This is a genomic window from Streptomyces sp. NPDC017936 (assembly GCF_044328485.1).
Taxonomy (GTDB): domain Bacteria; phylum Actinomycetota; class Actinomycetes; order Streptomycetales; family Streptomycetaceae; genus Streptomyces.
Genome location: NZ_JBIRHK010000010.1, coordinates 209,733 through 222,246, shown reverse-complemented (window position 1 = coordinate 222,246; position 12,514 = coordinate 209,733). Strand labels below are relative to the sequence as shown.

General features: G+C 72.7%; 17 protein-coding genes. 14 read left to right on the top strand and 3 right to left on the bottom strand.

The window, feature by feature from the left end:
* Nucleotides 1-225: 225 nt before the first annotated feature.
* From ACH4F6_RS22405 to ACH4F6_RS22380, 6 genes are all read left to right on the top strand, one after another.
* Nucleotides 226-627, top strand: coding sequence for an ATP-binding protein (locus ACH4F6_RS22405; protein ID WP_397962047.1), 402 nt, complete (start codon nt 226-228; stop codon nt 625-627).
* Between the two features lie 141 nt (nt 628-768).
* Complete coding sequence (locus ACH4F6_RS22400; RefSeq protein WP_397962046.1) at nt 769-972, top strand: hypothetical protein; 204 nt, start codon at nt 769-771, stop codon at nt 970-972.
* Nucleotides 973-990: 18 nt separating this feature from the next.
* Nucleotides 991-1,341 (top strand): DUF1036 domain-containing protein, encoded by a 351-nt coding sequence (locus ACH4F6_RS22395; RefSeq protein ID WP_397962045.1) that lies wholly within the window; start codon nt 991-993, stop codon nt 1,339-1,341.
* A 5-nt stretch (nt 1,342-1,346) separates the two neighbouring features.
* Nucleotides 1,347-2,420: a M4 family metallopeptidase gene (locus ACH4F6_RS22390; protein WP_397962044.1), complete on the top strand. Its 1,074-nt coding sequence runs from the start codon at nt 1,347-1,349 to the stop codon at nt 2,418-2,420.
* 27 nt (nt 2,421-2,447) lie between these two features.
* Nucleotides 2,448-2,726 (top strand): protealysin inhibitor emfourin, encoded by a 279-nt coding sequence (locus tag ACH4F6_RS22385; RefSeq protein ID WP_397962043.1) that lies wholly within the window; start codon nt 2,448-2,450, stop codon nt 2,724-2,726.
* Between the two features lie 108 nt (nt 2,727-2,834).
* Complete coding sequence (locus ACH4F6_RS22380; protein ID WP_397962041.1) at nt 2,835-3,728, top strand: hypothetical protein; 894 nt, start codon at nt 2,835-2,837, stop codon at nt 3,726-3,728.
* 143 nt (nt 3,729-3,871) lie between these two features.
* Here ACH4F6_RS22380 and ACH4F6_RS22375 read toward each other — a convergent pair whose 3' ends face one another.
* On the bottom strand, nt 3,872-4,723 hold the full coding sequence (locus ACH4F6_RS22375) for a hypothetical protein (RefSeq protein ID WP_397962040.1): 852 nt from the start codon (nt 4,721-4,723) through the stop codon (nt 3,872-3,874).
* A 207-nt stretch (nt 4,724-4,930) separates the two neighbouring features.
* On the opposite strand from ACH4F6_RS22375, the gene ACH4F6_RS22370 reads away from it, so the two are divergent.
* From ACH4F6_RS22370 to ACH4F6_RS22360, 3 genes are all read left to right on the top strand, one after another.
* The gene (locus ACH4F6_RS22370) at nt 4,931-5,932 is read left to right on the top strand and encodes a glycoside hydrolase family 26 protein (RefSeq protein ID WP_397962039.1); all 1,002 of its coding nucleotides are present in this window, start codon (nt 4,931-4,933) and stop codon (nt 5,930-5,932) included.
* Nucleotides 5,933-6,011: 79 nt separating this feature from the next.
* Complete coding sequence (locus ACH4F6_RS22365) at nt 6,012-6,998, top strand: peptidoglycan DD-metalloendopeptidase family protein (RefSeq protein WP_397962038.1); 987 nt, start codon at nt 6,012-6,014, stop codon at nt 6,996-6,998.
* 50 nt (nt 6,999-7,048) lie between these two features.
* Nucleotides 7,049-7,237 carry a hypothetical protein gene (locus tag ACH4F6_RS22360; RefSeq protein ID WP_397962037.1) on the top strand — a complete coding sequence of 63 codons (189 nt, stop codon included), beginning with the start codon at nt 7,049-7,051 and terminating at the stop codon, nt 7,235-7,237.
* A gap of 61 nt (nt 7,238-7,298) precedes the next feature.
* Here the strand turns inward: ACH4F6_RS22360 and ACH4F6_RS22355 are convergent, their stop codons facing one another.
* Entirely contained in the window at nt 7,299-7,814 is a 516-nt protein-coding gene (locus ACH4F6_RS22355) for a hypothetical protein (protein WP_397962036.1), read from the bottom strand.
* 166 nt (nt 7,815-7,980) lie between these two features.
* Here ACH4F6_RS22355 and ACH4F6_RS22350 point away from each other — a divergent pair, with 166 nt between their 5' ends.
* From ACH4F6_RS22350 to ACH4F6_RS22330, 5 genes are all read left to right on the top strand, one after another.
* On the top strand, nt 7,981-8,463 hold the full coding sequence (locus ACH4F6_RS22350; protein ID WP_397962035.1) for a hypothetical protein: 483 nt from the start codon (nt 7,981-7,983) through the stop codon (nt 8,461-8,463).
* A gap of 109 nt (nt 8,464-8,572) precedes the next feature.
* Nucleotides 8,573-9,241 (top strand): flavin reductase family protein, encoded by a 669-nt coding sequence (locus ACH4F6_RS22345; protein WP_397962034.1) that lies wholly within the window; start codon nt 8,573-8,575, stop codon nt 9,239-9,241.
* Between the two features lie 432 nt (nt 9,242-9,673).
* Nucleotides 9,674-10,966 carry an LCP family protein gene (locus ACH4F6_RS22340; RefSeq protein WP_397962033.1) on the top strand — a complete coding sequence of 431 codons (1,293 nt, stop codon included), beginning with the start codon at nt 9,674-9,676 and terminating at the stop codon, nt 10,964-10,966.
* Nucleotides 10,967-11,228: 262 nt separating this feature from the next.
* Nucleotides 11,229-11,612 carry a hypothetical protein gene (locus tag ACH4F6_RS22335; RefSeq protein WP_397962032.1) on the top strand — a complete coding sequence of 128 codons (384 nt, stop codon included), beginning with the start codon at nt 11,229-11,231 and terminating at the stop codon, nt 11,610-11,612.
* 7 nt (nt 11,613-11,619) lie between these two features.
* Nucleotides 11,620-11,985, top strand: coding sequence for a DUF952 domain-containing protein (locus ACH4F6_RS22330; protein WP_397962031.1), 366 nt, complete (start codon nt 11,620-11,622; stop codon nt 11,983-11,985).
* A gap of 104 nt (nt 11,986-12,089) precedes the next feature.
* On the opposite strand, the gene ACH4F6_RS22325 is transcribed toward ACH4F6_RS22330, so the two are convergent.
* Nucleotides 12,090-12,485, bottom strand: coding sequence for a luciferase family protein (locus ACH4F6_RS22325; RefSeq protein ID WP_397962030.1), 396 nt, complete (start codon nt 12,483-12,485; stop codon nt 12,090-12,092).
* Nucleotides 12,486-12,514: the final 29 nt, after the last annotated feature.

The following is a 12,514-nucleotide window of genomic DNA, read 5'->3' as shown; positions in this document are numbered from 1 at the left end:
TTGGTTCGCGCCTCAATGCTCTCGACCGCTCCTAGGTTCAACGCGCCCACGAGGACGACTCGTTCGGTGTCAGATTACGCGATCCGCTTGCTGTGTCTCTAGATATAGATCTACTGTCGGTGACGCGACGTTCACGCTGCGGAAGCGCACCGCTCCGTCCTGCCACGACGGCTGCGGCACTGCCACCGCGCCCTCGACCACCCCTCCACCGACCGGAGTTCCGCCATGTCCGAAACCTGGGAGTACTCCCTCCACATCCCCAACGACCCCAGAGCCGTCCCCGTTGCGCGCCGGACCCTGCGGCTGATCCTCACGCTGCACGGGCTGATCCACCTCGTCGACACCGCCGAGCTGATCGCCGCGGAGCTGGTCGCGAACGCCGTGCGGCACACGGACGGCCCCGCGATGCTGCGCGTCCGCCACTCCGGTGGAGTGCTGCGGGTCGGGGCCTGGGACTCCGACCCCGAACCCCCCGACCCGCCCGCGAAGTTCGACGAGCTGACCGACGCGGAGGACGGCCGGGGTCTCGCGCTGGTGCGGGCCTGCGCCGACGTGTGGGGCTGGCAGCCGCTCTCCCGGTTCGGCCGGCGGGGCAAGTACGTGTGGGGCGAACTGGCCGCCGTGTGAGGCCGTGCTCCACGTGCACGACGGGGCGTGCGGGACCAGAATGGAAGCCGTGGGACTCCTCTGACCTGCGTCGTCGCACCCACGACGCGGCTCCCCTTTCCTACGGGTCCCCACCCCGAGGTCCAGGTCTGGAGCACTTCCATGAACCACGTACCTTCCGCAGAGGCCGACCCGACCACCGGGACCACCGAAGAAGCGCTGGACCGCGCACAGGCCGCCAGGGCGGCGGTCGCGGGAGGGAGCGGGGTGAGCGTCAGCGAGGCGCGCCCCACCTCCGGACTGAACGCCGAGGCGCAGTCCAACGGCACCAAGCCCGCAGTTCGCAAGCAAGCCCCCTCCGTGTGACGGGTGAGGAGACGGGCCATGTCACTGACATTCAGGAACGACTACCACGCGACGGTCTTCGCGATGTTCGAGCGGTACTTCCCCAACTGCCCGGACGGCGGGGACTGGCTGAAGAAGGGCTGGTGGCGCATCGAGCCCGGCCAGGAAGCCGTCGTCTACTCCGCCGACGCGGACGCCGTGAACCGCTTCTGGTACGCCTACGCGCACACCAGCGACGGCGTCGAGTGGGCGGGCACCTTCCCGGAACTCGTGCCGGTGCGCCGCTTCGAGTGGTGCGAGAAGATCTCCGACACCCAGTCGCGGACGATCCAGATGCACCAGTTCGAGGTCACGAGTCCGAACCACGTCCACACGTTCCGCGGGGCCTGATGACCATGACCGGTACCGACGGCACGGGGGCGGGGCGCCGCGTGTGCGGCATCCTGCCGCCCTACATCCTCGAGAAACTCGCCGAAGCCGACGAGACGGCCGTGCGCGAGGCCGCACAGGAGACCCTGGCGGTCGACGCCGAGTTCCGGGAGGCCCGGGCGATCACGCCCAGCCGGGTGGGGCCGGAGGCGCTGCCCGAGCGGTTCGTCCTGAAGCGGACGGTCTTCGACACCCACCACAGCCTGTTCCTGCCCGGTGACGTCGTCAGACGCGAGGGGGAGCCGCCCGGGACGGACGGCACGGCCACCCGCGCCTACGAGAGCCTCGGCCTCACCTTCGACTTCTACCGGGAGGCGTACGGCCGCCACTCGATCGACGACGGCAACCTGGGGCTGGACGCCACGGTGCACTACCGGCGCCGGTTCAACAACGCGTTCTGGGACGGCGAACGCATGGTCTTCGGGGACGGTGACGGTCGCGTCTTCAACGACTTCACCATCAGCGTCGACGTCGTGGCCCACGAACTCACGCACGGTGTCACGGAGTACACCGCGGGCTTCGAGTACCAGGACCAGTCCGGCGCCCTGAACGAGTCCATGTCCGACGTCTTCGGCTCGCTGGTCAAGCAGTTCGCGCGACGGCAGACCGCCGAGGAGGCGGACTGGCTGATCGGCGCGGGACTGTTCACCCCGGCCGTCCGCGGCCAGGCCCTGCGCTCGATGAGGGCTCCGGGCACGGCCTACGACTCCCCGTTGCTGGGCGGCAGGGACCCGCAGCCCGACCACATGACCCACTACGTGCACGGCCCGGAGGACAACGGCGGCGTGCACATCAACTCCGGCATCCCCAACCACGCCTTCTACCTGACCGCCGTCGCCATCGGCGGCTTCGCCTGGGAGCGGGCCGGCCGGATCTGGTACGACACGCTCACCTCCGGGCGGCTGTCACGGACCGCCGACTTCCAGGAGTTCGCGCGGGCCACGGTGGCCACGGCGGAACGGCTGTACGGGACGCGGACCGAGTTCGAGGCGGTCGTCAAGGCCTGGTCGGACGTGGGGCTGAACGGCCATGGACCGTGATCCCGGCCGTCCGGACGCGGGGGTGACATGCGCGTCAGGGTGACCCGGAGCGGGGGCCTGCTCGGCGCGAGCCGCCGGGGCGAACTGGACACGTCCGGTCGCCCCGACGCGGCCGAGCTGGAACACCTCGCCCACGAGGTCCTCGCCACGGCACGCCCCCCGCGCACGCCCGCCGCGGCCGTGCCCGACGCCTACCGCTACACGGTCACGGTCGAGGGCGACGACCGCACGGCCGAGTTCACCGACCCGGGCCTGTCCGAATCCCAACGGGAACTGATCGAACGGGTCCTCGGGGAGGGGGCGTGAGGGCCGGGGTCGGCAGGCGCTGCCTCGGCCCGGACACCGGGCCGAGCACGCGTGGGGTGACCGGCCACGACCTCACTCGTTGATCATGTCGGACAGGAAGGAGAGCTGATGGTCGGCTCGACGCACGAGGCGCTGCACCGCATCTTCCAGAAGGACCCGGCGCTGCTGACTCGTGCCCTGCAAGGGGTGCTGCAGGTTCCCTTCCCGGATCCGTACGACTTCGCGGCCATGAACGTCGACCTCACCGAGGTCGAACCGGTCGAGCGGCGCGTGGACACCCTGCTGCGGGCAGAGACCGGCCAGGGTGCGTACCTGCTGGTCGTGGAGTCACAGGGCGAGCCGGACGAGCGGAAACGCGGCAGCTGGCCGTACTACCTCAGCTTCCTGTACGAGAAGTACCGCTGTGAGCCGGTGCTGATCGTCGTCACGCAGAACCGTGCCACCGCCCGCTGGGCGGCGCAGCCCATCCACCTGGGCGTGCGGGGGTGTCCCTCACTGACCGTACGTCCGTTCGTGCTGGGTCCGGACAATGTGCCGGTGATCGCGGACGAGGGGGCGGCGGGACGAGATGTCCCTCTCGCGGTGCTCTCGGCCATGACACATGGCCGGGGTCGGCAGGCCCCCGCCATACTGGAATCCCTGGCAGCCGCCCTGCGGACCATCGATCGCGACACCGCCGCGGTCTTCGTGCAGTTCGTCGACTCGTGCCTGGCAGATCCCCGGGCCCGGCAGATGTGGAGGGACCTGATGACGACCATGCAGTACTTCTGGCGGCACCCGCTCGCCGAGCAGGTACGCGAGGAAGGCCGGGAGGAAGGCATCGGGTTGGGCGTCGCCAAGGAGCGGGCTGCGACGGTGATCCGGCTTCTGCGCCTGCGGGGCGTGCCGGTCTCCGACTCCGTGCGGGAGCGGGTGGAGACCTGTTCCGACCTCGATGTTCTTGCCTTGTGGGTCGAGCGGGCGCTTCATGCGGAGAGGGCGGAGGACCTCTTCGAGAGGTGACCGGAGCGGTCCCGGTCACCCGGATGCCGTGCTTCCCGCCGTCGGCGTCACGGGCGGCCGTGACACTCCGCTGCACGCCGCCGTCGCGGTGCGCAGCGGAGGAGGTGGGGGAAGGCGGACACCGGCTCGGCGCGCGGGCGCGCTCAGAGGCCGTAGCGTCCCTTCAGGTGGCGCCAGAAGTCGCGGAGCATCCACTTGTCGAAGTCGGTGATCTGCGTGGCGCTGCCCGCCTTCATGAGGAAGCAGCACTGGCCGGTGGGCGACCAGTCGTAGAAGTCGTCCAGGCCGAAGGTGTGACCGACCTCGTGCAGGTAGATGTGGATGTTCTGCTGGTCGAGGGCGGAGACGAAGTACTCCTGGCCGACCCGCTGGCCCCAGTCGCCGCCGGCGCCGCCCTGGAAGCCCTTGGTCAGCCACAGGGACTGGTCGTAGTGGCGGGCGGTGCCGCCGGGGCACGTGGAGTAGTCGCCGTCCTGGTGGAAGAAGCGGCCGCAGTCGGGGGCGCACTGCGGGGCGCCGCCGCCGTCCAGGACGCCCGCGTAGACGTCGACGGAGTCGTCCGTCCACTGGAGGGTGGAGCGGTTCTTGACGGCCCAGCCGACGATGTTGACCGGGACGGTGGTGTACGGCCAGTCGTCGTAGCCGCGGCCGTTCTCGACCTGGGCCGACATCCACAGGGCGAACTGCCGTTTGAGCGACGCGTGGATCCGGTCGCGCAGGGCCGCGCTGACCGGGGCGTCGGACTCCCAGCGGACGCAGTAGTTGATGCTGCCCTTGTTGGCCATGACCTGGTCCCAGCCGTAGTTGCGGAACCCGTAGAGGTCGGGGTAGGTCGTCGAGACGTGGTTCCAGACCTCGTCGAGCGGCTGGACGAGGTTCGACGGCGGGTTCCACTCGGCGGCGGCCTCGGCGCGGGGGGCGGCCGTCCCGGTCGCGTGCAGTAACGCGGCCAGGGCCGCGAGCACGGTGAACAACCGTGCGAGATGCCTGCGCATGGGTGAACTCCTCGTGGGGGGGAACGAGTGGCGATGACGCCGGTGGGTCGTCGCCGCCGCCCGCGAGGTTGCCGTCCGCCGGGACCGGTTCCGGCCGGTTCGGTGCCGGGGCCCCCTCCGCCGTTCCGCCCGGTGGGGTTCGCCGGTCCGGGTGGTCCCTTCGCGAGTCCGGCCCGCGCGGGGGACGGGGGTGGTCATCATGAGCCGGTGCGACAGCCGCTTCGATTCCTTCTCCTCGCCCTCGTCGGCCTGACCCTGCTCACCGGCGTGGCCTGTCTTCCGCGCGCGGACGGCTCCCGCGCGGACGGGGCGGGGGGAGCCGCTCCGCCGCCGGGTGTGCCGCCCGCGTTCGGCGCCTACCTCGGGCACGACTCCGACGCCGTGCGGCAGCTCGCGGGGCTCGACGGATGGGTGGGGCCGGCGACGCCGCGGGTCGGGCGGGCGTTCCTGCCGGGCGACCGGTGGAGCCGCATCGAGGGCGAACCCGGGCACCTGGACCACTGGGCCGCGTGGCGCAGGGCGCGTGCGGACCGGATGTTCGTCCTCAACGTGCCGATGCTGGACCGCAACGAGGCGCACCTGCCGGACGCCTACGTACGGGCGGAGCTGGCCAGGGGCGCGAGCGGGGAGCACGACGGGCATTTCCGCACGCTCGGCCGGCGGCTCGTCGCCCTCGGGCTCGCCGACACCGTGCTCGTCCTCGGGTGGGAGATGAACGGCATCACCTACACCCACCGCTGCGGTCCGGACCCGGTCGCCTGGAAGCGGTACTGGACGCGCATCGTCCGGACCATGCGGGCCGTGCCGGGACAGCGGTTCCGGTTCGACTTCGCGCCCAACCGGGGACGGGACGCCATCCACTGGACCGCGTGCTACCCCGGTGACCGGTACGTCGACGTCATCGGCATGGACGCCTACGACCAGCCGGAGGGCATGCCCTTCGCGGAACAGGTGCGTGAGCCGTACGGGCTCGCGGCACACGTGCGGTTCGCCAGGGAGCACAAGAAGCCGGTCTCGTACCCCGAGTGGGGACTGTTCCGCAACGGGGACAACCCGGAGTACGTGCGCGGGATGCTCACCTGGTTCGCCCGGCACCGGCCCCTCTACCAGACCATCAGCGACTACTGCCCGCACGGCGTGTGGCAGTGCCCGTGGAACCCGCGGTCGGCGTCCGTGTACCGGAGCCTGGTGGCGAGGCCGTCCGGGTGATGTGCGGCGGGGCCGCCGTACGGGTGAGCGCGCGGCGCGTCCGCCAGGTGGCCGCCCAGGACGGCCAGATGATCACACAATGCGACGAGAACTTCCTGTGTGCCGCCGTCCCGCTGCCACCGCGCTGCTGGCGGCCCTCCCGGCCGCCCTGCTGGTCACGCTCGCCGCGGTGCCCGCGGGCGCCGGGAGCGACGGGCACGGCGGCAGCGGTGGCAGCGGCGGCGTCCGTGAGCGGGCCGCCCGGGTCGTCCAGGCGCACGAACGGGCCCGCGAACGCGTCGACCGGCTCCGGGAGGCGGACGCCGACGACGCGGAGGTCGAGGCCGCCGAACGCCGCCGCCAGGACCTGCGCAAGGAACTCTGGGGCCTGCTGCGGGCGTCGGCGCGGAGCGCGGGCGATCCCGTCGCCGTCGACCCGGCCGGGAGGACCGGCCACTGCCCGGTCGCCGGCACCGGGGACGACCGGCGCGCCGACGGCGGCAACCGGGCGGACGACGACGGCCGCGCAGGGGACGGAACCCGCGCCGAGGCCGCCGACACCCGCGCCGAGGCCGCCGACACCCGCCCCGAGGCCGCCGGCACCGACGACCGCCCTCCCCGGGAGCGGGCCGACGACGAGGAGACCTGGACCGTGCCCACCCGCGGCTACTGGCTCTCCGCCGGTTACGCCGAACAGGGCTCCCGCTGGGCCCACCGCCACACCGGCCAGGACTTCGCCGTGCCCGCCGCCACCCCCGTGTACGCCGTCGGACCGGGCGTCGTCCATGCCACGACCTGCGGCGACGGCTTCGGCAACCAGGTCCTGGTCCGCCACCCCGACGGCTACTTCACGCAGTACGCCCACCTCTCCCGCATCGACGTCCGCAAGGGCCGCCGGGTCGAGGCGGGCCGGCCCCTCGGCCTGTCCGGCGCCACCGGCAACGTCACCGGCCCCCACCTCCACTTCGAGGTCCGCGTCACGCCCTACCTGGGCTCCTCGGTGCCGCCGCTGCCGTGGCTGCGGAGGAAGGCGGTCGACGTGACGCCCCCCGGCTCCGCCGACCGGGAAACCACGCGCGGGAAGTGAGGGCGGCCGGGCACAGTGGGGGCGACGACGACGTGAGGGGAGGGCGCACGGTGAGCAAGCGGCGCTGCGTCGCCCGGGGCGTGCCCGGCGGCTACCGCATAGGGGACAACCGCGGCCACCGCTACTGGGGCGACTTCTGCGAACTGTGCCCGGACGAGCTGCCGGCCGAGCTGAACGGGCCCGCGGACCAGGCGCGCGTCGTCGAACTGATGCGGAAGTACAAGAAGGCGAAACGCTGAGGACCGGCCCCGGCGCCCGGCGGACGGCTCAGCCCCGCCGCCCCGCCCGCGCCGTGCGCCGTCACCGCCCCGCCCGCGCCGTCGCCGTCCCGGCCGGCCGGTACACGGTCAGCGCCCAGATCACGAACACGTCGATCGCGATCAGGACGACCGACCAGACCGGCGCGTACGGCAGGAACAGGAACTGGAGCACGACGCCCAGCGAGGCCAGCGCGATGCCGACGGCACGGGCCCAGGCCGCCGTCCGCAGCAGCCCCCAGCCGGTGGCGACCGCCACGACACCGAGGACCAGCAGCACCCAGCCCCACCCGGTGAGGCCGATCTCGAAGACGTAGTCGCCGAGCCGGGCGTACACGTCGTCCTCGGCGATCGCGGCGATGCCCTGGAAGACGGCGAGGACGCCGTTCACCACCAGCATGACCCCGGCGAAGACGACACCGCCGGCGGCCCATCCGCTCCGGGCCGCCGGAGCGGGGGGCCGTCCGGAGACGGGCGGTCCGGTGCCCTGGTGGGACGGGTCCCAGACGGGCGAATCCTCGGGGGAGGGAGGACGGGGCCGCGACGGATGCTCACTCATGACTTCTCCCCTTCTGCCTCTCTCCCTGCTCCCACGACCATCCGTGCGGCCGGGCGCCGTCACCACGAGGGTGGCCCGTCCGGGTGAGCCGGCATGCGGACGCCGGCGGCCGGCCTTTCACTGGAGGCGACCACCGCCCAGGACGCACCGCACGCTGGAGACCCCCATGACCCCTCACCGCACGCGTGGGACCGGGCGAACAGCCCTGACGGCGACGGCGTGCGCCGTCCTGCTCTCCGGCTGCTCGGACGACGGCGGCGCGTCGTCCGTCCCGAGCCGTGCCGCCTCCGCCGTCCAGTCCGTCGGCAGCCGCGCCGGGGACGCCTTCGCCTCGGCGACCGCGTCGGCGGGTGAAAAGCTGAACGACATCAAGGGCGGCGTCGACGCGACGGACGACGTGAAGCTCGGCACCCCGTCCACCTCGGACGACCGCACCACGGTCCAGGTCACCGTCACCAACTCCGCCGGCTCCACCAAGTCCTTCGCCGTCCAGGTCGACTTCAAGGACAGCAAGGGGGACTGGAAGGACACCGTCGTCGTCACCGTCCCGGACGTCCCCGCCGGCAAGCAGAAGACGGCGACCGCCCGCAGCACCCACCGACTGCCGAGCGGCACCCGCGCGACGGTCCCCCGGGCGGTGCGCTACTGACCCCCGCGCCGGACCGTCCCACGCCGGCCGCGGGGCCGCTCACGTCCGCCACGGTCAGGGCCGCACGCTTCGGCGGGGACCGAAACGTCGGCCCCCTGGCGTTCCCGGCATGAGCGCACCGACCGACAGCACCGTGACGGCCCGTCCCGAGGACGGCGGGCGGCACATCGCCCTCTCCCCCGGCGTCCTCTGCTTCGGCACCCCGGTGGCCCTGCTGGCCACCGAGAACGCCGACGGCAGCCCCAACCTCGCCCCCGTCTCCTCGGCGTGGGCGCTGGGGTACACCGTCGTCCTCGGCATCGGCGGCGAGAGCCGCACCGCCGAGAACCTGGCCGCGCGGCCGGAGCTCGTCGTCAACCTGCCCGGGCCCGGTCCGTGGCGGCAGGTCGAGGCGCTCGCCCCGCTCACCGGCGCGGACCCGGTGCCCGAGGCCAAGCGGGCGGCCTACCGCCACGAGCCGGACAAGTTCGCGGCCGCCGGGCTCACCCCGCAGCCCGCCGAGACGGTACGGCCGCCCAGGGTCGCCGAGTGCCCCCTCCAACTGGAGGCGGCGGTACGGCGGACGATCCCGGGCGGTCCCGACGGGCACTTCCGGATCGTCGAGTGCGAGGTGCTGCGCGTGCACGCCGACGCCTCCGTCGTCGTGCCCGGCACGCAGCACGTCGACCCGTCGGCGTGGAGCCCGCTGATCTACAACTTCCGGCACCACCACGGCCTCGCCCCGCGGCTCGGCCACTCCTTCCGCTCCGAGACCCCGCGCGCCGGCCGGGAGAGGTGAGTCCCCCCCCGGCAGGCGACGCCCGCGACGGGACCCGGCGCCGTCCGGTCCGGCCCTCCGGCATCACCGGCCTGCGCCTCCGGCACGGGCCGGGCCTGCCGGACGACGGCCACCGCCGCCCCGGAAGCCCGGCCGCCGCGCCCCCCCGCGGCCCGTCCGTTCCGGTGGCCCGTCCCGGGAACGCCCGGGGCCGATGAGACGTCTGAGTTTTCAGGACGTATGACAACCTGCGTGTAAGGTGCCGTCGTTCGGCGGTGAACCATGCAGGCCGCACGATCCGAGCACGGTGTACGGGGTGAAACGGCCGAGGCGGAGGGGCGAGCGCCGGTGAGCGGTACAGGAAGGCGTCGGCGTTCCCAGTCGGGGCGGGACGAGCGGCCCGGGAAGACCAGGCTGACGCGGCGGGGGCGGATACTCGCGTGGAGCGCGGGCGTGACGGCGGTCGTCGTCCTCGCGGTCGGCGGGGTCGGGGCGTGGATCTACCAGGACCTCAACGACAACATCAACTCCGCCGACGTGGACGACAAACTGGGCGGCGACCGGCCCGAGAACCTCAGCCCGGGGTCGAAGAACATCCTGGTCGTCGGCTCCGACAGCCGGGACGGCGCGAACGCCAAGTACGGCAAGGACCTGACCACCATGCAGTCGGACACGCTGATGGTGCTGCACATCCCCGCCGACCGGAAGTGGGCGGCGGTCGTGTCGTTCCCGCGTGACTCCTGGGTGGAGATACCGGCCTGCGAGATGGGGGACGGCAAGACGTCCTCCCCGCACAAGGCCAAGATCAACGAGGCCTTCGCGATAGGCGGCACCAGCGGCGAGGTCGCCGAGGCGGCCGCGTGCAGCATCAAGACCGTCGAGGCCCACACGGGCCTGCGGATCGACCACTTCATGTCCGTCGACTTCTCCGGCTTCAAGGGCATGGTCGACGCCCTGGACGGCATAGAGGTCTGCCCCGAGCAGGCCATCAAGTCGGACAAGGCCCGCCTGAACATGGAGGCCGGCTGCCAGACCGTCGACGGCGAGACGGCCCTCGGCTACGTCCGGGTCCGCTACGGCGTCGGCGACGGCTCCGACATCGGCCGCATCGGCCGCCAGCAGGAGTTCATGAACGCCCTGGTCAAGAAGGCCAAGGGCAAGCTGACCAGCCCCAGCTCCCTCTACGGCTTCCTCCAGTCGGCGACCAAGTCCCTGACGACCGACCCGGACCTGGCCGGCATCCAGCCGATCTACGGCCTCGCCGACGAACTCAAGGGCATCCCCAGCGACCGGCTGGCCTTCCTCACCGTGCCCAACTACCCGCGCGAGGCGGACGTCCCCACCGACAAGGCCAACGTCGTCTGGCAGTACCCGCAGGCCGCGAACCTGTTCACCTCCCTGGCCAAAGACAAGGAGATGACCAAGGCGCAGTTGCAGGCGGCCGTGAAGGACCTCGTGTACGCCTCCCAGGTGCGGGTGCAGGTCCTCAACGGCACCGGGGTCTCCGGGCGCGCCGGGGAGGTCGCCGAGAAGCTGCGCAAGGCCGGCTTCACCGTCACCGGGACGGGCAACGCGCCGCAGACGGTGGCCAAGACGGCCGTCACCTTCCCGACGGGTCTGGAGAAGCAGGCCGCGGTCCTGTCCTCGCGGCTGCCCGAGGCGCGGTCCGCCGCGTCCGCGGACGCCGCCGCGGGGGTGGTCACCCTCGTCGTCGGCCCCGACCTGGACGTGAAGGAACTCGACTGACGGAGGGGCTTGATCACCCCCCGGAATGCGGTAAGCTTGATCTTGAGCCGGTCGCCAGAACAAAGGCAAAACGGTTCTGCGTTGGTGGTCCAAGGAAAGACGCCCCGCTTCCTGCGGGGAAATGCAGGTGCAAGGCCTGCCCGGCGCTCTTCTCGACGAGGCCCGTCCCGTGTTCTGCGGGGCGGGCCTCGCGCGTTGTGCCCGCGAGCACGGTCGCCGCCCGGAGCGGTGGGTGCGGTGCGCGGCGGCCTAGGGTGGCGGGATGACCGACAACGCCCCCGCAGCCGTCCACGTCCCCGGTGGTGTCGTTCGCCGCTGGGCGGGGGCACTGCTGGTCAACCTGGTGATCGGGATACCGGCGGTCGTCGCCGCGGCGTGCGCGCGGTGGTACGCCGAGCACGGCCACTGCGGGGACGAGGACCTCCGGCGGCGCGACCTGGACGGCTGCACGTACGACCAGATCGAGAACAGCGGGTTCGTCCTGTTCGGGCTGGTCCTGTTCGGCGCGCTGGTGCTGTGGCTGGTCCTGCTCCTCGACGTCCGGCGCCCCCTGGCCGAGGGCCGCCCCCTCGCGCCACGCCTGTGGACCCTCCCGGCGGTCCTCCTGCCGTACGCGCTCCTCACGGCGGCCGCGGCGGCCGGATGATCGGGCCATGATCTACCACGTCGTGCCGAGGTCCGAGTGGGACGCCCGTCCCGACCGGCCGTACGCGCCCGCCTCCCTCGCGGAGGAGGGCTTCGTCCACTGCTCGCCGGACGAGGAGACCACGCTCGCCGTCGTCAACGCCTTCTACCGCGCCGCGCCCCGGCCCCTGCTGGCGCTGCTCGTCGACGAGGACCGGCTCACCGCGCGCTGCGCGTGGGAGGCGGCGGCGCCGGCCCCGCCCCCCGGCGTCCCGGCGGCCACCCTGTTCCCGCACGTCTTCGGCCCCCTGGAGCGCGACGCCGTCACCCGCGTCCTGGAGGTGCGCTGGGACGAGGAGGGAAGGGCCACCGGCCTGGCGGAGCCGACGGTCTGACGGGACGGCACACGCTTGCGCCGTCGCCGCGGCCCGACACCCCCCCCGCCGACGGCCGCCGCGCCCCGGCCGGGGGTCCCGGCAGGGCCAAGGGGCGCCGGGGTTCAGCGTTCGTCGGGTTCGTCGCGCGGCACCAGCGTCACGCGGTGGAGGTTGCAGGAGACGGGGGACGGTCCGGTGGCCGGCCCCTCCGTCAGGTGCGCCTTGAGGGCCATGCTGACCAGGCTCATCAGCAGGTCGACGTCCGTCTCGCAGTCGAGGTGGACGGTGACCCAGCGGGAGCCCGGCACCAGCCGCACCGCCGTCGACCCCCGCAGGTCGGCGTGGATGCGCTGGATGGCCGGAACGGTGAGGTGCAGGTCCACGTCCCGGGCGGAGTGGAAGTGGAGTATCTCGCTGTGGACGGAGCGCAGTGCCCGTCCTGCGCCGCAACTGGCCTGGCCCGCCGTGAGGTCGGGCCAGCCCTGGAGTCGTTCCATGGCGCGATCGGCCGGAGTCATGCGCACATGGTCACCCGCTCACCGCGCGT